Source organism: Paenibacillus sp. FSL W8-0439 (assembly GCF_038008995.1).
GTDB classification, from domain to species: Bacteria; Bacillota; Bacilli; order Paenibacillales; family Paenibacillaceae; genus Paenibacillus; species Paenibacillus polymyxa.
The window spans coordinates 3,531,935-3,551,081 of sequence record NZ_JBBPAK010000001.1 but is presented as its reverse complement, the minus strand read 5'-3'; the positions used below and the strand labels follow the sequence as shown (position 1 = coordinate 3,551,081).

Here is a 19,147-nt window from a genome sequence, read left to right as displayed (position 1 = left end):
TATGCTGCAATTGGATCAAATACCATTAAAACAAATACACGGCGTGAGTGCTCTCAAAGAAGGAGAGCTTCACGCTTTTGGCATTTCTAACGTGCAAGATATGCTGGAATATTATCCGTTTCGGTATGAAGATTACCGACTGCGATCGCTAAGCGAAGTGAAGGACGGAGATAAGATTACAGTACAGGCGAAAATTATGGGCATTCCGGTGCTTCAGCGTTACGGACGCAAATCAAGGTTAACTTGTAAATTGATGGCTGAGGATTGGATGTTTACTGCAACATGGTTTAATCGGCATTTTTTGAAGGATCAGCTAACATCAGGTCGTGAAATTGTGGTGACTGGGAAATGGGATCTTAAGCGAATGCAGATGACTGTTGCAGACTCTGAGTTCCCTGATAAAGGAGTGGCTCGTTCGGGGACACTTCAACCGGTGTACTCTATAGGTGGCAAGATTACGCAGAGCTGGATGCGAAAAATAATGAATCAGACGCTCCAGCAGTTTGGTGAAATGATTCCCGAGATATTGCCAGATCTGCTGGTACGCAAGTATAGTATGATGCCGCGCAAGCAGGCCATTGCAGGTATACACCAACCTCAGGACAATCGAGAGGGACAAGAGGCTCGGCGACGGATGGTGTATGAGGAACTCTTTTTATTCCAGCTGAAAATGCAGGCATTCCGAGCGTTAAATCGTGGTCGAGCGGACGGGGTGGTGCATACGGTGGATAACGCCACGATCCGTGAATTTGTGAGGGCTTTGCCTTTTGAATTAACGGATGCACAGAAGAAGGTTGAGCTTGAAATACTGCATGATCTACGCTCACCTTATTGTATGAACCGTCTGCTCCAAGGGGATGTTGGGTCGGGGAAAACTGTGGTTGCCGCCATCGGTTTATTCGCAACAGTACGTTCCGGTTTTCAGGGAGCACTGATGGTGCCAACCGAAATATTGGCCGAGCAGCATATGCGGTCGCTTCACAAGCTGTTTGAACCCTTTGGAATCAGTGTGGGGTTACTGACAGGAAGTACAACTGGGAAGAAGCGAAAGGATTTGCTTGCCGCTCTTCAAATGGGTCTGCTGGATATTGTGGTGGGCACGCATGCCCTTATTCAGGAGGATGTGTATTTCCGCCAGCTTGGACTAGTTGTAACGGATGAGCAGCACAGGTTCGGAGTCAACCAGCGTAGTGTACTGCGCCGCAAGGGCTACAACCCCGATGTGCTGACCATGACCGCCACACCGATCCCGCGTACGCTGGCGATTACTGCTTTTGGTGATATGGATGTTTCTACAATATCAGAGCGGCCAAAGGGACGGATTCCAATTTCTACGTATTGGGTGAAGCACGAACTGATGGATCGAGTGCTCGGTTTTATTTCTCGTGAGGTAGATCAGGGACGGCAGGCTTATCTAATCTGCCCGTTGATTGAAGAGTCAGAGAAGCTGGATGTACAGAATGCCATCGATCTGCATATCCAAATGCAGCAGGCTTTTCCACATTATCGCGTTGGGCTGTTGCACGGACGAATGACTCCTGCAGAAAAGGAAGAAGTTATGCGTTCCTTCTATGCAAATGAGGTTCAGCTACTCGTTTCAACCACGGTTGTAGAGGTGGGGGTAGATGTGCCCAATGCGACGCTAATGATTATTATGGATGCAGATCGCTTTGGATTGTCCCAGCTACATCAGTTACGTGGACGTGTTGGAAGGGGCGCACATGCCTCATACTGTGTACTGATCGCGGATCCTAAGTCGGAGGTTGGTCAAGAGCGGATGAAGGTAATGACCGATACGGACGATGGTTTTGAGGTTGCTAGACGCGATCTGGATTTGAGAGGGCCGGGGGATTTCTTTGGCACCAAGCAGAGCGGGTTGCCCGAGTTTCGGTTAGCAGATATGGTAGCGGACTTTGAGGTGCTGGAAAAGGCACGTGAGGATGCAACTGATCTAATCAAGGACTCCTCTTTTTGGACATCTCCGCAGTATGAAGCACTTCGCGGTTATTTGCAAAAAGAGCAGATTTTCCAAGGGGATCTTATCGACTGACCCACCATGAATGATGAGGATGTTCTAAACGTTTCTAACAGATAGGTACAATGGACAGGCTGACCGTCATATATTTGGGAATGACCGAATGATATGGGAGGTGTGGCAACATTGAGCTATCAGCAATATGGAATTAGTCCGCAATTGGTGGAGCGGATTAAGTTAAAAATGAAAAATCGTGCGCTCAAGGAGCGGGTCAAGCAGCAGATCGAGGGCGTGACCAAAGCAGATCTGCAAAACAAAGCTAAGGTGCGTCATCTTGTGAAGACCACTTCTGCTATTTTAAACGAGCGATTGACGGCTACACAGGAGGAGCAACTGACTGCCTTCGTATTGGCACAAAAAATTGATCCGTCTAATACGTTCCATCTGATCAAGCTATGGGGAATGTTCCGTTGATGCTGTTCGAACGGGTGCTTCAAAGCACTTTCCATGTTTTATGTGAAGCATAGATAAAAAAAGGATTGCCTGATGTTAGGCGATCCTTTTTGGCTTTATTTAAGGCTTTTGTATTTCATTCCCCGGGCAATAGGCAGTAGTCTTTTAGTGTGAAATTCTATTCGTAATAACCACCAATCTTGATAGACCGTTCCATGGCCTGTACACCTGGACGTACCGTTGTTCGGTGCAGAGAACGCTCCCTAGCCCAGAAAATTGTAAAGGTTAGCACGGTGACTGCTCCAGTAAGCGCATCACGCGAAGGACCAGAATCCGGTTACTGTACGGATGGTTCACCTTGTTCCCGTCTTGCCCGAACCTCCTGGACAATTTTTCTGTTCATTGTTTCCGTCAGCTCATAATTCTTCATTGGAAATACGGAGAGAAATGTCAGAACCCCCGGAATAATTGTAAATAGTAGTGTGAGCCAAATAAGGGTTGTATTTGTTTGGACGATATTAGGCTGATAACCCGCTAACGCCAGCGCATAACCACCCACGGCGCTGCCGATTGCGGCCGCCAATTTGGCCCGGAAAACGTTAGCTGAGAAAACCATCCCCTCTGATCTGTTTCCAGTTTTCCACTCTCCATAATCGACGCAATCTGCTAGCATTGTGGACATGACAACATAGTTCAGCCCCACACCGAAAGAAATGATACAGCTGAGAATAAAGACAAGTACAATAGAGTTGCCGCAGAAGAAAAGAGCTATCATGGATATGGAGGTGATTAGCACCCCTGCTATGCTAGTGCCTTTTTTGCCGATCCACTTGGCAATGAACGGAACTGCGACGTTACCTGCGATTTGAAATCCCACGGTTAGTCCCATAAACAGTGGAATGAATGCTTCGGCACCTAGGTTGTATTTGAAATAATACAAAGTAAAGGCATTACGAATGTTGGCAGTCATTTCGATAATAAAAAACGAGATGATCAACAGCCGTAAAGGTCGGTTTTCAATGAAGAATAGGCGGAGTACTCCTTTTAACGTTTGTTTTTCATGGCGAGGCACTACGTGTTTTTCTTTTACGCCAAACACCGTAAACATCATGCAGACGAAGAACAGGCCACAAAGTACAGCAACCGCTCCAGCCCAGCCGTTGAAGAAATGGACGAGGGGAAGCGCTACGACATTGACCGTCCACAAGCCGGCACTTGCAACCGTACGAGGAACAGTCACGACCTTGGTTCGTTCTGCAGCATCTTTGGTTATAGCGGCGGACAGTGACCAATACGGAATATCCAATATGGAATAGCTAATGCTCCAAGCGATATAGGTAACATAGGCATAAACCAGCTTCCCGGCGGAAGAAAGGTCCGGACTGAGGAAGAGTGCGAAGGTGGTGAGTGTTACCAAGAAAGCCCCGATGAACATGTAAGGCCTAAACTTCCCCCAACGCGTATTCGTGTTGTCGACTGCAATGCCGATAAAGATATCAACTACCGCGTCAATCACCCGTGCCACCATCAGTAATGTCCCGACTGCAAGCGCATTCAATCCAAAGCTGTCAGTATAGAAGAACATAAGATAAACGGCGGTTAAATTGTAAATAACATTCATCCCATAACTACTCAGTGAGTAAGAGATCAGTGTTTTTAAACTGACTTTGTCATTATTTTTTGCAGATGCAGAAGTAAGCATGTTTTAACCCCTTTCAAAAATTGACGATCATAACAGACTGTAATGATACGTTTAACGCAAACTTGTAAGCGTTATCTTGAATTACAGAATAACAAAAGCTGCAGGAGGAGTACATGATTTTTCTAAAGCAGATGATAGCAAAAACAAAGATTGTCGCAAACATTCACAGGTTGAGGTTTCTTTTTAGCTCTTATAACATAATTCTTAATTTATGCTATATTTGTTACGGGAACACCGCCCTTGGTTAACTTTTAAATTCTGAAACGTGGAGGTTAGGAATGAGTGAGAATATGATTCAATTTGTAGATACACGTACCAGTTCAAAACATAAAAATATTACAGATTTAATCCTATATAATTGTGGTTCCGAGCCTTGTTCTCCCAACCAGGACTTTGGGCCTATCGCCAGGGATTTCAATCTTATCCACTTCGTATTAAAGGGGAGAGGCAAACTGGTATTAGATAAGGAAACATATAACATAGAGAAAGGACAGGCTTTTTTAATCCCTGCCAATAAGGCCGCTTATTATCAAGCTGATGAGTACGAGCCATGGGAGTACAGCTGGGTGGGGTTTATGGGGATCAAATCCGAAATGTACTTGCAGAACATCTCTCTTGTTCAGGATAATCCGTATGTGGTAAGTATCGGAGACATCACTTTTTTTCATTCGACCATTCTTGAAATGCTTCGTATAGGGAATAATACGCTTTCTTCATCCTTGGCTATTCAGGGGTATTTGTGCCATATTCTCGCCAAGCTGGTGCATGAATCGGGTGAAACGATGCCTGTGAAACAAGAGCTTCCCTATTCAGTTCAAGCTATCAACTATATGGAGAAAAACTACAACGGTGGCATTCAAATCAATGAGGTGGCAGAGTATCTCGGCCTTCACCCAAATTACTTAACCTCTGTTTTTAAGCAGGAAATAGGCGAAACACCAAAGCAATATTTAATGAACATTCGGATTAAAAAGGCATGCGAGCTGTTACAGGATACCAGTTACTCTATTCAAGTAATCTCCAATTCGGTCGGTTACTCGGATCAACTGACCTTTTCACGGGCGTTTAAAAAAATGATGGGCATTTCTCCCAGCGCTTATCGTGAAAATATTCTTTGATTTTGCTATATATATCTTCTAAAAATACTGGTGATTGAGGTGGGTGTATTTTGATATCGTAAAGCTGTTGGTTTTTCCTGCATGGTATTTTAAAGGATTGCACGGAAGAACTCACTTTACGAGAGGGGAACTGCATGTGGATACACTCATTGCCTTTATTCCAGCCATAGGCTGGGGATTCATGCCCATACTGGCGCAAATGACAAAAGCCAGTCCTCGCGAGCAACTGACGGGGACGGTCATCGGTGCCGTATTGTTCGCACTGTGCCTGTATTCGTACTCACCTGTTAACTTTCAAATCACACCATTTATTGTGAGCTTTGTCTCAGGTGTGTTTTGGTCCGTAGGACAGTTGATTCAATTTCAAGCTTTCCAGAAAGTAAGCGTTTCAACGGCCATTCCCATCATTTGTGGGCTACAACTTATGGGAACGACGCTTTTTGCAGCACTAATCTTGGGCGAATGGACGACTGGGTACCAATTTGGTATTGGATTAGCAGCGCTTATATTTATTTTGTCTGGCATCTTGCTGACGAGCTATCAGGGCAAATCAAGTGGTTTGTCCAAGCCTTTACCCCTTCAAATTCTTGTCATGTTGGTTTGTTCGGGTATAGCCTTAACCTTGTATGTTATTATTAATCAAATCTTTCATGTTTCCGGTCTGTCGGTCATCTTACCGCAATCACTTGGCATGCTGTGTTCTGCGCTTTTAATGAACTGTAAGGGAGGGCAGAAGCTTCATCTGGTTCAGGTGCTGCGCAATTTGTCTACGGGTTTGTCGTGGAGCGTGGCAAATTTGGCGCTATTCATTTCGAATGGGCTTATTGGAGTCGCTGCCAGTTTTCCGATCTCTCAGGCGAGTATCGCCATCTCCTGCGTTGGCAGTATTCTGATTTTCAGGGAAAAGAAGAGTCCCGGGGAATGGCTTCGTCTACTGGCCGGCATTACGGTAATCATGGTCGGAGTGGGATTGATTAGTCTGGTCAAGCTCTGAGATTTAGCAATTGAATTTAGCGGAATGCGCTGATTACACACCCGTACCTTTTGAGATAGCTGTAGCGTACCCGTTCTCGTCCAGCGCTGCAAGCTACAGATTGCGGCTGACCGAGGCGGAAATATTGAGAAATATTAAAAATATTAGCTTTCGCAAGTAAACGGATAATGAGAAAACTCTATGTGAATGGTTTAACCATTGCATAGGGTTTTTTTGGAATTTTGTGTTTAACAGCGGTCATAGGACGCGCAATCACTGTTAAAGGAAGTAGTTTTCAGGTGAGTAGCTATTGAGATTGAAATAACATCTCCCGCTGTAAAAGTATTTTTATAAATAATAGAAAGATTATCCGTTTGCTGTACTTTACTACAGTCATAAATGTGGTGCATTAATATATGTGACAGACCAGCTTTGTACATGGCAGAAATTTCGTTGCGCATACTTCCTGATTACAGGTGTTTAAGATAGGTGTGTTATTCGGACAAGCTTATTTAGTTGTATTTTATAATAATTAATAAATGCAATGATGTTTTACAGTTTTGAGAGGCTCAAAAAGTGTCAATATAATGTTTTTATTCTATTTCGATGGATAGGATGAACATTAGGAAAAAGGCTTGTCTCAAAATAAACATAGAGACAAACCTTTTTTTAATTTTATTCATACCAAATGCTGCCTTCTGAAATCCATTGGACTCAAACCTAAGTGCGTTTTTATAAATTTTGTGAAGCTAGAAGGCTGTTCAAATCCAAGCTTCTCAGCAATTTGATGAATAGGCTCTTTAGTCGTTAAAAGCAAGTTTTCTGCAAGTTCCAGCACCCTGGATTTGATAAAATCCTGAGCTGTTCTACCGGTTTCTTTTTTTAGCATGTCCGAAAGATAATTAGGTGAATACCCCATTGCTTGAGCAAGACCTTTTACACTTGGTGTACCTGATCTTTCAATAATATCCACAGTACACAGTTCATTTAAAAGCTCTTCGAACTTGGTGACGGCGTCTTTATAAACCACTGCTCTAGTGATAAATTGCCTGCCATAAAAGCGTTTAGCGTAGTTTAAGAGTAATTCCAAATTGGACACAACGAGTTCTTTCGTGTAAAGGTCTATATTTTTACTGTATTCATTCTCAATGTTCTTCACTATACGTTCAATCGTCTCTCTTTCTTGTTCAGAGAGCTGCAAGGCTTCATTTGCTTCGTATTCAAAAAAGCTGTACTCGGATATTTTTGACCATAGTGTGGTTCCTCTGATCATGTCAGGATGAACACAAAGCATCCAGCCATCCGAATATTCAGGTGTATAATTGCCCTCAGAAATCATGATTTGACCAGGAGCTGTGAAAACAAGGCTGCCTTCACGAAAATCATAGTTTTTTCTGCCGTATTTAAAATCACATTGAGTACCACTTTTTAGAGATATCACATAAAAATTCAACATGACGTCAGTGTTAAACATGGTTTCCGATGGATTAGCATTTTCAAAATTCATCGCAGTAATTAATGGATGTTTAGGTTTATTGTATCCGAGTAATTCATGTAAGTCAGATATTGATTCAACCGTTAACATGATTTGCCCTCCTTATGAACAAAACAATTCCTCGCAAATAGAAAGCTCTTCTTATCATATCCTTTGAATTTCAAGTAAGACATAGTCTAATCCACGATAAACTTGTTTGAATTACAGAACTATTTATCAGTAATCTGGACAATATCATCAGTAACCTGGATATGTACCTAATCGAATGGGTTGCAGTATAAATATATTACTTAAATGAAAAGGAGAATTACGATGATTACAAAAATCATCCTTATTACTGGAGCTACTGATGGAATCGGAAAAGTTGCGGCGAAAACCATGGCAAAGCAGGGACACACTGTGATCATTCATGGACGGAATCAAAACAAAGCACAGAGACCCTTAATGTATTTTCACCATTGCTCTTAACAGAGTTATTATTAGATGTTCTTTCAAAAAGCCCCTCAGCAAGGATCATTAATACCTCTTCCGCAACACATAGGATTGCCAAAAAACCAGATTTCAGCGATTTACAGTTGGAAAAGGACTACACCTCGTCCGGTGCGTATGCATCCTCCAAATTGTATACGATTTGGATCACAAGACACTGGTCAGCTGAACTAATGAGAAGGGGACTGAAAAATATAACTGCGAACGTGTTACATCCTGGTGCTGTTGCGACTAGATTTGGACAAGACAACGATAAAGGTTTTATTAATAATATAGTGTTTAAGTTGGCACTTCCATTCATGAATACGCCAGAAAAAGGAGCTGCTACAACCGTATATTTGGCCACATCACAAGAAGTAGAAAAGGTCAATGGGAAATTCTTTGGTAACATGAGGGAGGAAAAACCACGGGATCGATATTATTCTGTAGAAAACGAAATAAAAGTTTGGGATTACTGCCAAAAGGTTATTAGCCCTTATATGAATAAATAAGTACGGAGCAATAATAAGGTTTACGATGGCCCCTCTGCTTTCCTGAAGTTGAGGGGCTTTTTGTATTCATTTTCTTTCCTAATAATCAGTAATAGGGACAACTTTGTCTGTAATCAGGCTATGTTAACCATAGATCTGGAGTTTTAAACTATAAGTATCCATTAAGACAACCTTAGATGCGTTATCACGCTGTACCTAAGTGTAGGCTGTAAATAGTGTATGAAGGGGGATGAGATAGGGATACGAATACAATTCAAATACAACAATTTAGCTGATATCTGAAATATATAATATGAAAAATGAAAGGGGTATAACAAGTATGTGTAAAGTTCATGCATTGAGTGTTCCCAGTGCGAATGCGCCATTTGAACGGACGATGATTGAACGGAGGGAATTGCGCCCAGATGATGTTCTAATCGATATTAAGTATAGTGGTGTATGCCACACCGATGTTCATATGGTCCATAATGATGGAGGTTACTCTCAATTCCCAATGGTTCCCGGTCATGAAATGACAGGAATTGTAGAAGCGGTTGGAACGGAAGTAACTAAGTTTGTAGTGGGTGACCGGGTTGGAGTAGGGCCTCTCGTGAACTCTTGTGGAGAGTGCGAGAATTGCCTACGTGGTGAGAATATGTTCTGTAAAAAGGGCATGGTCATGATGTATAATTCCGTAGACTACGATGGAAATATTACTTACGGTAGTTACAGTCAAAAAATTGTAGTGAAGCAAAATTACGTACTTCAGATCCCAGATAGTTTGGGCTTAGATGTTGCCAGTCCACTACTCTGTGCAGGAGCTACGGCTTACTATCCTTTGAAACATTGGGGAGTAGGTCCAGGCAAAAAAGTCGCTATCGTCGGTATTGGAGGTATCGGCCACCTAGCTATCAAATATGCCCATGCATTAGGAGCTGAAGTTACGGCCTTGAGTCAGACAATGGATAAGAAAAGCGATGCGCTAAGTTTTGGCGCCGATCATTACTATGCAACGAACGATCCTGACACATTCTCGACGCTAGCTAGTCAATTTGATGTGATTTTCAACACGACCTCTGCAAGTCTTAATTTAGATGCTTACGTATCCATGCTTAATATAAATGGTACGTTTGTTATCATCGGTGATTCCGGTAAGCCGAACCAATTTAATACGCTCAGTTTGCTTATGGGTCGTCGCAGAATTGCAGCAACGCCTGGAGGCGATCTTCTTGAAACCCAAGAAATGCTTGATTTCTCCGCAGAGCATGGTATCGTCCCTGAAATTGAGGTAATTCACACCAATCAAATCAACGAAGCTTTTGAGCGACTTATCCGAAATGATGTACGATATCGATTTGTTATTGATACATTTACCTTTTAAGTCGTATTTTCGAGGATAACTCAATAGACACAAACATCATCAAAAGCACTTATCTGAAAGACAGGACTTACAATAGAGCGGACGAATTGCTGCTCGTCCGCTTTTCTAATTTATAAATACGCTAGTAAATTAACTCATAAGAATTTAAAAAGAGAAGAAGTGAATTTGCATTGATAACATTGGTCATAGTTGGAGCAGATCCCGGATTGGACTTTTCACTGGCTAAGACGTTTGGTAAACACGGATTTCGTATCGCTATGATTTCAAGAACATAAGAGAAACTAGACAGTATACTGAGCAATTAACTAAATTGAGGCTCAAGGTTTTGCTGTGGATATTACTAACAAAGCACAGCTTACTAGAGCTTTTCAAGAAATTAAAAGTACATTGGGAACTATAAATGTCATGGAATTCAGTCCATACAGCGGAAATGTACCTACGACATCGTTGAAGAAAGCCTTTTTTTAATTGAATTCAAATGTGTATACCAAGTTTCCGCTTTTTCAAGACAAGATAAAATGTTATACATTGGTTCTTTATTTTTGTTGACATTTAAAAGATGAAGCCCAGCCAACCAGAATTCCGTTCCGATCCTCATCCCCCACGAGCACATTAAGCTTTCTTGGCCTTTATGATCACAGAAATAATGTGATGATCCACGCTCGTACCAGATACCCAATCTTTGATGATTGATTTACATAATCCTATAAATTACCTGAATACAGAACTAATGTTTGGTATTATAATAAATAAGAATACATGTTCGTACGTATATGATCGTTTTTTTGGAGGGTGCAGCATGACTAAAACAACTGAGCGGACAATTCTTTTGGCGGATTGCCAGAGTTTTTATGCGAGTGTAGAAAAAGCTTCCTACCCAGAGTATAAAAATAAACCGCTTGCGGTAGCAGGCGATCCTGCACGCAGGTCTGGAATTATTTTAGCAGCATGTCCTATGGCCAAAAGTTTCGGGGTGTCTACAGCAGAACGGCTCGGTGAAGCCCTCAAGAAGTGTCCTGAGCTTGTGATCGTCCGTCCCCGTATGAAACACTATATCGATGTCTCTTTAGCAATTACGGATATATACAAGGAATACACCGACCTGGTAGAGGTGTTTAGTATCGATGAGCAGTTTCTGGACATTTCGGGTAGTTTTAAAATTTTTGGAGATTCTTTAACCGTTGCAAGAGAAATTCAAAAGAAGGTTCTTTTACAAACCGGGGTTTGGGTACGAATAGGAATCAGTTCCAATAAGGTTCTTGCCAAAAGCGCAACCGATATTTGGGCTAAAAAAATTAAAAGCGGTATATTCACGTTGCCCAAGACAGAATTAGAGCAGCTGCTCTGGCCACAGCCAGTTAATAAAATGTTTGGGGTAGGTTCGCGGATGTCGTCCCATTTTGAGCGGCTTGGTATGACAACCATTGGAGATATCGCTAGAACGTCTCTACCAGATCTTAAGTCTAAATTTCGCGCTCGTTTGGGAAAACAGTCGGATATACAGGCGGAGGTCATGTGGAAAACAGCCAATGGTCTAGATGAGAGTCCTGTAGCTCCGTATACCTTCAGTTCTCCACAAAAGTCGGTAAGCCATATGATGACCCTACCCCAAGATTATCTGGAACCAAATGAAGTAGAGACCATCCTGCTTGAACTCTCGGAAGAAGTTTGTCGAGACAGTCGTCGTAAGGGGTGCATGGGCTCTGTCGTGACCGTTAGTTGTACATGTAGCCCATATGAGGCTCCCACCGGATTTTCCAGGCAAATGAAGCTTACAGATCCGACTAACAATACGAATAAAGTGTACAACGCAGCAAAAAAAATATTTTATAATTTTTGGAACGGTATGCCGATACGACGCTTAGGTGTCACTTTAAGTGGGTTGGTTGACGACCAAACTTATCAACTTTCCTTCTTTGAGGATCATGAGCGTATCCGCTCCTTGGAAGAAGCAACAGATAAAATTAAAGAACGCTATGGTAGCGCAGCTATCGTAAGAGCGTCCTCTTTGACCCAAGCTGGTCAGGCACTGGAGAGATCCCTAAAAATCGGGGGGCATTATAAATAAATGAAGGGATATACTGATGTAATTTAGAATTACTAGAGCAAGGTCAGATCCCACTACATATTGGTCTGAAGGGTTCTTGGGAAACAGGTAAAACTAAAGACTGTTAATCTTTGAATTAAAGTCTAGAAAATTATTGCTGGACTTTGTTAATACTACAATGCTATTTGGTATTTTAGCTGTGTTTTATACTTTTCCTTCGGTTCGAATCCATACTCCTGTTTGTCCCAGCACTTTCCGCTGAATTTCACTTGCAATACTCAACGGATCTCCGAACAGGGAGAGACTTCCGCTCATATCCAGAAATTGTTCATCAATGCTGAAAACCTCAACCAAATCCGTATACTCATTATAGATTTCTGTTATTTTTAATGAGACATCGATATAATGCTGCATGCGCAGGCGTACAATGATAAGGTCAGGACATTTTTTACAGCTTCCCCCAGACGTACTGCAGTGGATATACCATGTTTTTTGGCCAGCGGACACGTGGCTAAAATAATGCCTGAACGAAGTGCAGGGTCACCGGCCACAACGAGCGACTTATGTTGGTATGCGGGATTATCCGCTTTTTCGACGCTGGTGTAAAAGCTTTGGCAGTCCGCTAGAAATATGGTTCTACTTCCACGCTCCTTCACAATGTTGACCTCCTCTCCTGGCATGTGATTAATCATATTCCAGAATATTCTTGAACATATACCCTTATAGTAGTATTATATATAGAACAAGTGTTCCTAATACAAATGTATTTTTTGGAACATTACAGTTTACGGGAAACCTAGCATGGCGTATCATATTATCTTGAACAAAAACAAGTGGAAATGAATGAATATTGAGGGGAGAAAACCATTTTTATGAACCCAAAACGTCGACCATCATCTCAAAAACGCAGTAGGTGGCGCATTTTTGGCAGAGTTTTGCTGATTAATATCAAGTGGTTCTCGCTTGCGGGTGTACTTGGAGTGCTGTTTGCCGGAGGTCTTATATCCGGTTATGTGGCGGCACTGGTTCATGATGAACCTGTACGATCACGTCAATTGATATATGAAAAGGTAAATGAGAATGCTCTGACCAGTTTTGTATTTTTTAATGATCAGGTAACTCCGGTTGGAAGAATGCGCATGGAAGAGGACCGACAGCTCGTTGACTTGAAGGATGTCCCTCAGTCCATTGTGGATGCCCTCATTTCAACAGAAGATAGCCAATTTTATGAGCACCATGGTGTAGATTTAAAGGGGACGGCTCGTGCTGTCAAACAGAAACTTTTGAATGAAAACCGCCAAACTGGCGGCAGTACACTGACGCAGCAGGTAGCCCGAAGAGTTTTCCTCAGTCTGGATAAAACGGACAGCCGAAAGGTGAAGGAAATGCTGCTGGCACTACGTATGGAGCGTTTTATGGGCAAAGACAAAATATTAACGGCTTACTTAAATAAAATGCCTTTTGGTAATGGTTCCGCTGGTTACAATTTGTATGGAATCAAGTCTGCTTCGTTAGGAATTTTTAATGTAAGTGATCTACATAAGCTTCATATTGCTCAAGCGGCTTATTTGGCAGGTCTTCCACAGCTGCCATCTGTTTATTCCGCTTTTGATGGTAAAGGGAATTTTGATGAAGAAGGTTTCAACAAAGCGATGGAGCGCCAACGTGTTGTGTTGGGAAGAATGCTGGAAACAGGCAAGCTCACACTGTCCGAATATAATGATGCGCTTCAATTTGATGTGAGAGCGACTCTTGCACCCCATCGCGAAAAAAGCTATAACACATTCCCTTATTTGATGCTGGAAACAGAGCGGGAGGCCGCACAGCTGTTAGCACTCCAGCAAAATCCGAATCTCACAGCAGCTGAGATTTCTAAGCCTGAGCATGCTGAACTTCTTCAAAATACGCGAGAAGAGTTGCAACGGTCCGGCTATCGAATTTATACAACGATAAATAAAAAAATTTATAGCAATATGCGACAGATTGCAGCTAATCCACAAAATTTTTCTCCATACAGTAAGAAGAAGGGACTAGAACAGATTGCGGCAATCATGATTGATCATAAAACAGGGGCTATCCTCGGTATGATCGAGGGCCGGGATTTTAATACCGAGCAAATGAACTATGCAACTCAAATGACACGTCAGCCCGGTTCTGCCATGAAGCCTATTGCTGCTTACTTACCTGCTTTGGAGAAGGGCTACACTCAGCCCGCCGGTCTTATTGATGATTCACAAATCATATTGAAAGACGGACGAAAGGGTTATCATATTCCTAAAAATTATAACAGAAGATATGAGGGGCTTATGACAGCCCGTGAAGCACTCAATCGGTCAATTAACATCCCTGCACTGAGGCTGTTTTTATATGAAGTTAAAATTCCAAACGCTTGGAATTTTGTGCGTTCCCTTGGAATTACGACGATTCAGCCGCAGGATGAACATGCTCAAACAGGAGTTCTAGGTGGACTTAGTAAGGGGATATCTGTCGAGGAACTGACCGCAGCATACGGAACAATTCCCAATATGGGCGTGTATAATGCCCCTCACTTGATCAGTAAAATTACAGATGCCAACGGTAAGATTGTATATGAATTTAAACCACAGACGAAGCGTGTGTATTCGCAGCAAACCGCATTTTTGATGACGGATATGCTCAGAACCGTTATATCAGATCCGAGAGGAACTGGCAAACGCCTACAAAAAGCATTTAAAAACTACGGTACCATTGATATTGCGGGTAAAACGGGTACGACACAGAACTTTGGTGATGTGTGGTTTATGGGATACACGCCTGACATTACGCTAGGCGTATGGGCTGGTTATCGTCAACAAGTTAATACATTATCTCAAGAAGGTCACACCAGAGCACAGTCGGTGTGGGCGTTGATCATGAATGAGGCGGTCAAAGACCAGCCTGAGCTTTTTAAGAATAAGCATTTTATACAGCCGGAAGGCGTTGTGAAAGTTACGGTATCTAGTCTTACAGGTAAGCTGCCAGGGCGCTATTCCCGCCAATCGGGTCATCTCGTGACTGACTGGTTTAACCAAAAGTACGTGCCGACTGAAGTCGGAAGAGAACAGCTTCCACGTTCTGCTAGGCCAGTAGTTCCGTCCAAACCAGATATCAAGAAAGAAGATGTCCCTGAGATCAAGGTACCAGCAACAGATCAAGAGGAGGTTCCACCAGAGGAAACAGTTCCTTCTGTTCCTGACACAGACGCAGAGATCGAACCGCCTGATGAGAATAACGATGTGCCATCAACGGATACTTCGCAACCTTCTGTTGAAAACGAGCCGCAGACACCACCTGAATCAGAAAACCAGAATGGTGCTCCAAAAACTCAGCCTGATGAGGTTATCTATCCTGAACCAACGACTGATCAATCCAACAACTAAGCAACCTGGACGATCTAGTTTAGAACACCGTTTCCAACAATATTGACAGTGACCTGCGGATGAAAACGGACATTAGGATACTCCTCATTCCAACGCTATTCCATTACAATGGCTACCTTGAATGGGAAGTTGGATAGTCAGGCTCCGGTACATCTGTCGGACAGAATTCTCGGTGCCTGAATAAACTTCATTGGTACTTTACCTTCATTGGTTTGAGATTCATCTACAACTTCTAGTGTTTGCTGGAGTAGGCCCTTAGGAGTAAGATCATAAATCGATGCATTTGCCAATCTGGCATCCTTTAAGCTGTCCTGATCCCAGCAGCCTGTTGTAATTATGAGTAGAGCCAGCATTTTATGCGGCTCTGCTCTTTTTTCATATTTTAGATTTCTCCTTTTTGAAAATACGAGCCAAATTATTTGCATGTAACCAATGGGCTTTAAAATTTTCTCTTTGTTCAGGCAAGTAGGCAAGGCGAGATTATAAGGGGGCATAGTCTTGGGTCAGATCAATTCCCAGGTAGTATCCGAGTTTACGCCGAACCTCACTGCGGGCAAAGGATGAAAGCATGAAAAATCGTCTTTGGTAACCGCGGCATACATACAAAACCTCTACGCCTTCATGATTTCGGATTTCGCTGTATATTTTCACTCCCTGTCTTTTCATTCGTGCTTTTGTGTCTGCTAATTGAACAGTTACGCGCTGTTGTACTCCAGTCAGGCTACGAATATACAAATCGGGCATTTTTAGAGGAGAGATATTCATAATGCGAATGTCTCGTTCCAGCACATCCAGTACAAGTGTTAGAAGTACACACATCTTGATCAGTCCTGCGTCTTCTTCAGAAGGCAAAGGAGCTTTATGCTTGTTATCAAGTACCTTTCTGTTTGTCATAAATATCTCCTTTACGCGGAGTGAAATAACAATATATAATAAGTATATAGAACATATGTTCTGAATATACTTCATCATAGGAATTTTTCTGTTGCTAAAGCAATCATCAATTATTGGAAAAGTGCGGGGAGAGCTACTTCCATGTGCCATTGTGTAAAGATTCTTGCGTATAGGGCCGATGACAGCCAAACAGAGTTTATGTTAAGCTAATGGATAAAAAACTTACATAGAAGGGGATAGCGTTCTGATAGCGACGTTTTTTACTATTTAACATAAGAGAGTCAAGAAAGAAGGTTTACATATTGTCACGTTCGTTATATGCAGCTTTATTATTGTTGAGCCTTATTTGGGGCGGTTCCTTTATGTTTATTAAGGTGTTATTGCTACATCAAGTAGGACCGTGGACTATTGTATTTCTGCGATCCAGTTTTGGTCTTATTTTTATCATCTTATTAATGCTTCTTATACGCAAGCCGTTTAAAATCAAAAGCATCCCGTGGAAATCGGTTATTCTGGTAGCATGCGTCAACATGGTTTTACCATGGACATTGATTGGTTTTAGTGAGACCAGAATAGCTAGCAGCATGGCTTCTGTATTGAATGCCACCACGCCAATATGGACTATGTTGGTGGGTCTTGTCTTCTTCGGAGCTATATTTCATCGCCTGCAGTGGTTAGGAATGGGGCTCGCTTTTATAGGAATTATTATTTTATTGGGTATTAATCCTGCCTCTATTATTTCTGTTGATCCGGTAGGTTTTGGATGTATGCTGCTTGCGACTCTCTGCTACGGATTTGGAACACAGCTCTCCAAACGTTTTCTCTCCAATCTTTCCATGTATCAGGCTACTTTTGCGACACTGTTTGGTGCGGCAGCAGGGGGTGGTATTATGATGGTAATTGTAGAGAGACCAGATTTGTCGATCGTTTCTGTTCCAGGAGTATTAGGTTCCCTAATAGGACTAGGAGTTTTGGGTTCAGGGGTAGCATATATCTTGTTCAACTATATGATTTTGCGGGGGAGTGCGGAATTCGCTTCTTCGGTAACGTATTTTGTACCCGTGAGTGCCATCGTATGGGGCTTTTTACTTCTGAATGAGCATATCGGCTGGAACGTGCTGACCGGTCTGGTTCTTATACTCGGGGGCGTATTTATGGCCAATCAGCGCAGAACAGCCAAACTAAGGGTAATAACTCCAAGTGAAAATAAAACACACTCAGGTCATTGAATGTGTACTCGCCAAACCTTTGGTATAATGCGTCAACTCGCACATACAATAAAGCATGCTCACACATAAAATAAAATATGGTGCAGCAAAAAAGCAAGCTGTTTAGCAGGTGACAAGGTGTGGTATAATAAATTATAGAATTATATGCACCACAGAAATGTCGGAGTTTTATTCCACAAAAGAAAGGATCAGGATACCATGTGTCCCCGAAGGATACTTCCCCAAAGGACGATTTGGAAACGATTTGATCTGTCTTATACTTAGCTTTTCCGCGGAGTAACGTCAAGTTGCGAAAGCCAACTCTGCGGAAGAGGGGATTGTACATGCGAAGGACCAAGTCCTCCAGGCACATCTTACCAGGTTGCTTCCGTAAGAGTGGGTTCATCCACATCAAACTTACGAGAAACCGAGGGAGCCTGTATGAGGAAAACTTACGAATCTATCGTGAACAATGGAGCACTGAGACAGATTGCTGTCATGTTGCTCGGAACATGCATTTTAGCTTTTACGTACTATCACATTAACGCCCAGAATCATTTGTCAGAGGGCGGATTTGCAGGCTTAGCTCTGCTGGGGCATTATGCGTTTGGCATATCTCCAGCATGGAGTATGCTGATGCTTGATGTTCCTGTCATATTGCTGGCATGGGTACTGAAGGGCAAAAGATTTATGATGCTAGCATTAATCGGAGCCGTCGCCTTTTCACTGTTTTATGCAGGATTTGAGAAATACTCGACTCTGGTTATAGACCTGCATGGAAATCTGCTAATAGCAGCTCTACTTTGTGGGGTGCTCACAGGTTTAGGAGCCGGAATCGTACTGCGATTCGGTGGAGCAACCGGGGGCGATGATATTTTGTCTCTGCTGGTGAGCGAGTGGCGCGGATGGAAAATCGGCAACGTGTTTATTGTCAGTGACATCATCGTGCTAGGATTATCGCTGTTGTATCTGCCTGTAAAGGAAACAATGTTTACAATACTGGCTGTGTGGCTTGCCGGAAAAATAATTACATGGACGACCACGTTCCAATTGCACCGACCTGTGAAAAAGGTACTGCCAGCGGCTATTCCCGCTAAAAAGGTAGTTACCAAAACAGTGCCGGTCGTCCACAGCCTTCGTCAATAAGGAAAGGGTGTTACGTCAGGAGAGAAATCTTCTTACGTAACACCCTTTCGCTGTATTCAGCTTCATCTCCCTCTTCTTTGATCGCTCGGCAATTCACGTTCAGCAACACATGAAGGACTCTTTAGAATTAGAAAAAGCAAAATTTTGGTCATACCCATTGTAACTTGAATGCTGTTTTTGTATTTTTTCTACTGCTTCTTATTTTCTTCTACAGGATGATTATCGTTCCATTCCTCAGCTTGAGCAGTGGCAATCGCAATAGCACGCCCTTCTTCATAGCCCTCGCGGAGTAGAGCGTTAGCGATATCAACGGCTTTTTCTCGCACCCGGGGTTCCAGATTTTTCATGGATGGCGGGTAATCATGTTTGTTCCAAGGCATTGTTGCACACTCCTTTTT

The 19,147-nt window shown here is 42.6% G+C and carries 15 protein-coding genes and 1 pseudogene; 11 read left to right on the top strand and 5 right to left on the bottom strand.

What is annotated here, in order from left to right; all coding sequences use genetic code 11:
• Position 1: 1 nt before the first annotated feature.
• Together recG and MKX36_RS15320 are read left to right on the top strand one after the other, a co-directional pair.
• Positions 2 to 2,050 (top strand): ATP-dependent DNA helicase RecG, encoded by a 2,049-nt coding sequence (recG, locus tag MKX36_RS15325; RefSeq protein ID WP_290409529.1) that lies wholly within the window; start codon positions 2 to 4, stop codon positions 2,048 to 2,050.
• A 111-nt stretch (positions 2,051 to 2,161) separates the two neighbouring features.
• A complete protein-coding gene (locus tag MKX36_RS15320; protein ID WP_016822341.1) occupies positions 2,162 to 2,449 on the top strand; it encodes a stage VI sporulation protein F in 288 nt (95 codons plus the stop codon).
• A gap of 316 nt (positions 2,450 to 2,765) precedes the next feature.
• Here the strand turns inward: MKX36_RS15320 and MKX36_RS15315 are convergent, their stop codons facing one another.
• Positions 2,766 to 4,130 carry an MFS transporter gene (locus MKX36_RS15315; RefSeq protein WP_031461716.1) on the bottom strand — a complete coding sequence of 455 codons (1,365 nt, stop codon included), beginning with the start codon at positions 4,128 to 4,130 and terminating at the stop codon, positions 2,766 to 2,768.
• 278 nt (positions 4,131 to 4,408) lie between these two features.
• On the opposite strand from MKX36_RS15315, the gene MKX36_RS15310 reads away from it, so the two are divergent.
• Positions 4,409 to 5,248 (top strand): AraC family transcriptional regulator, encoded by an 840-nt coding sequence (locus MKX36_RS15310; RefSeq protein WP_016822338.1) that lies wholly within the window; start codon positions 4,409 to 4,411, stop codon positions 5,246 to 5,248.
• A 136-nt stretch (positions 5,249 to 5,384) separates the two neighbouring features.
• On the top strand, positions 5,385 to 6,242 hold the full coding sequence (locus MKX36_RS15305) for a GRP family sugar transporter (protein WP_090890261.1): 858 nt from the start codon (positions 5,385 to 5,387) through the stop codon (positions 6,240 to 6,242).
• A gap of 658 nt (positions 6,243 to 6,900) precedes the next feature.
• Here MKX36_RS15305 and MKX36_RS15300 read toward each other — a convergent pair.
• Complete coding sequence (locus tag MKX36_RS15300; RefSeq protein WP_016822335.1) at positions 6,901 to 7,806, bottom strand: helix-turn-helix domain-containing protein; 906 nt, start codon at positions 7,804 to 7,806, stop codon at positions 6,901 to 6,903.
• A 222-nt stretch (positions 7,807 to 8,028) separates the two neighbouring features.
• On the opposite strand from MKX36_RS15300, the gene MKX36_RS15295 reads away from it, so the two are divergent.
• The 4 genes from MKX36_RS15295 to MKX36_RS15280 all read left to right on the top strand — a co-directional run bounded on the left by MKX36_RS15295 (position 8,029) and on the right by MKX36_RS15280 (position 12,124).
• Positions 8,029 to 8,184 (top strand): SDR family NAD(P)-dependent oxidoreductase, encoded by a 156-nt coding sequence (locus tag MKX36_RS15295; RefSeq protein WP_019687935.1) that lies wholly within the window; start codon positions 8,029 to 8,031, stop codon positions 8,182 to 8,184.
• Positions 8,175 to 8,696 (top strand): hypothetical protein, encoded by a 522-nt coding sequence (locus MKX36_RS15290; protein WP_090890065.1) that lies wholly within the window; start codon positions 8,175 to 8,177, stop codon positions 8,694 to 8,696. The genes MKX36_RS15295 and MKX36_RS15290 overlap by 10 nt, the downstream gene beginning before the upstream one ends.
• Positions 8,697 to 9,015: 319 nt before the next feature.
• Positions 9,016 to 10,056 (top strand): NAD(P)-dependent alcohol dehydrogenase, encoded by a 1,041-nt coding sequence (locus MKX36_RS15285; protein WP_290409530.1) that lies wholly within the window; start codon positions 9,016 to 9,018, stop codon positions 10,054 to 10,056.
• Positions 10,057 to 10,855: 799 nt separating this feature from the next.
• A complete protein-coding gene (locus MKX36_RS15280) occupies positions 10,856 to 12,124 on the top strand; it encodes a DNA polymerase IV (protein WP_290409531.1) in 1,269 nt (422 codons plus the stop codon).
• A gap of 201 nt (positions 12,125 to 12,325) precedes the next feature.
• Here MKX36_RS15280 and MKX36_RS15275 read toward each other — a convergent pair.
• Positions 12,326 to 12,783: pseudogene (locus tag MKX36_RS15275) on the bottom strand (Y-family DNA polymerase); the annotation flags it as partial.
• A gap of 192 nt (positions 12,784 to 12,975) precedes the next feature.
• Between MKX36_RS15275 and MKX36_RS15270 the strand changes: the two are divergent.
• The gene (locus MKX36_RS15270; RefSeq protein ID WP_340864972.1) at positions 12,976 to 15,501 is read left to right on the top strand and encodes a transglycosylase domain-containing protein; all 2,526 of its coding nucleotides are present in this window, start codon (positions 12,976 to 12,978) and stop codon (positions 15,499 to 15,501) included.
• 480 nt (positions 15,502 to 15,981) lie between these two features.
• Here MKX36_RS15270 and MKX36_RS15265 read toward each other — a convergent pair whose 3' ends face one another.
• Positions 15,982 to 16,395, bottom strand: a complete 414-nt coding sequence (locus MKX36_RS15265) for a hypothetical protein (RefSeq protein ID WP_102999144.1) — start codon at positions 16,393 to 16,395, stop codon at positions 15,982 to 15,984.
• Positions 16,396 to 16,697: 302 nt separating this feature from the next.
• Here MKX36_RS15265 and MKX36_RS15260 point away from each other — a divergent pair, with 302 nt between their 5' ends.
• Positions 16,698 to 17,624 carry a DMT family transporter gene (locus MKX36_RS15260; RefSeq protein WP_031461708.1) on the top strand — a complete coding sequence of 309 codons (927 nt, stop codon included), beginning with the start codon at positions 16,698 to 16,700 and terminating at the stop codon, positions 17,622 to 17,624.
• A 420-nt stretch (positions 17,625 to 18,044) separates the two neighbouring features.
• Complete coding sequence (locus MKX36_RS15255) at positions 18,045 to 18,749, top strand: YitT family protein (protein WP_044785253.1); 705 nt, start codon at positions 18,045 to 18,047, stop codon at positions 18,747 to 18,749.
• Between the two features lie 188 nt (positions 18,750 to 18,937).
• On the opposite strand, the gene MKX36_RS15250 is transcribed toward MKX36_RS15255, so the two are convergent.
• Positions 18,938 to 19,129 carry a hypothetical protein gene (locus tag MKX36_RS15250; RefSeq protein ID WP_090890085.1) on the bottom strand — a complete coding sequence of 64 codons (192 nt, stop codon included), beginning with the start codon at positions 19,127 to 19,129 and terminating at the stop codon, positions 18,938 to 18,940.
• Positions 19,130 to 19,147: the final 18 nt, after the last annotated feature.

What these genes read in the sequence shown, in the direction of transcription:
- recG (WP_290409529.1), top strand. Translation starts at nt 2, where the DNA reads ATGCTGCAATTGGATCAAATACCATTAAAACAAATACACGGCGTGAGT.
- MKX36_RS15315 (WP_031461716.1), bottom strand. Translation starts at nt 4,130, where the DNA reads ATGCTTACTTCTGCATCTGCAAAAAATAATGACAAAGTCAGTTTAAAA.
- MKX36_RS15310 (WP_016822338.1), top strand. Translation starts at nt 4,409, where the DNA reads ATGAGTGAGAATATGATTCAATTTGTAGATACACGTACCAGTTCAAAA.
- MKX36_RS15300 (WP_016822335.1), bottom strand. Translation starts at nt 7,806, where the DNA reads ATGTTAACGGTTGAATCAATATCTGACTTACATGAATTACTCGGATAC.
- MKX36_RS15295 (WP_019687935.1), top strand. Translation starts at nt 8,029, where the DNA reads ATGATTACAAAAATCATCCTTATTACTGGAGCTACTGATGGAATCGGA.
- MKX36_RS15285 (WP_290409530.1), top strand. Translation starts at nt 9,016, where the DNA reads ATGTGTAAAGTTCATGCATTGAGTGTTCCCAGTGCGAATGCGCCATTT.
- MKX36_RS15280 (WP_290409531.1), top strand. Translation starts at nt 10,856, where the DNA reads ATGACTAAAACAACTGAGCGGACAATTCTTTTGGCGGATTGCCAGAGT.
- MKX36_RS15270 (WP_340864972.1), top strand. Translation starts at nt 12,976, where the DNA reads ATGAACCCAAAACGTCGACCATCATCTCAAAAACGCAGTAGGTGGCGC.
- MKX36_RS15265 (WP_102999144.1), bottom strand. Translation starts at nt 16,395, where the DNA reads ATGACAAACAGAAAGGTACTTGATAACAAGCATAAAGCTCCTTTGCCT.
- MKX36_RS15255 (WP_044785253.1), top strand. Translation starts at nt 18,045, where the DNA reads ATGAGGAAAACTTACGAATCTATCGTGAACAATGGAGCACTGAGACAG.
- MKX36_RS15250 (WP_090890085.1), bottom strand. Translation starts at nt 19,129, where the DNA reads ATGCCTTGGAACAAACATGATTACCCGCCATCCATGAAAAATCTGGAA.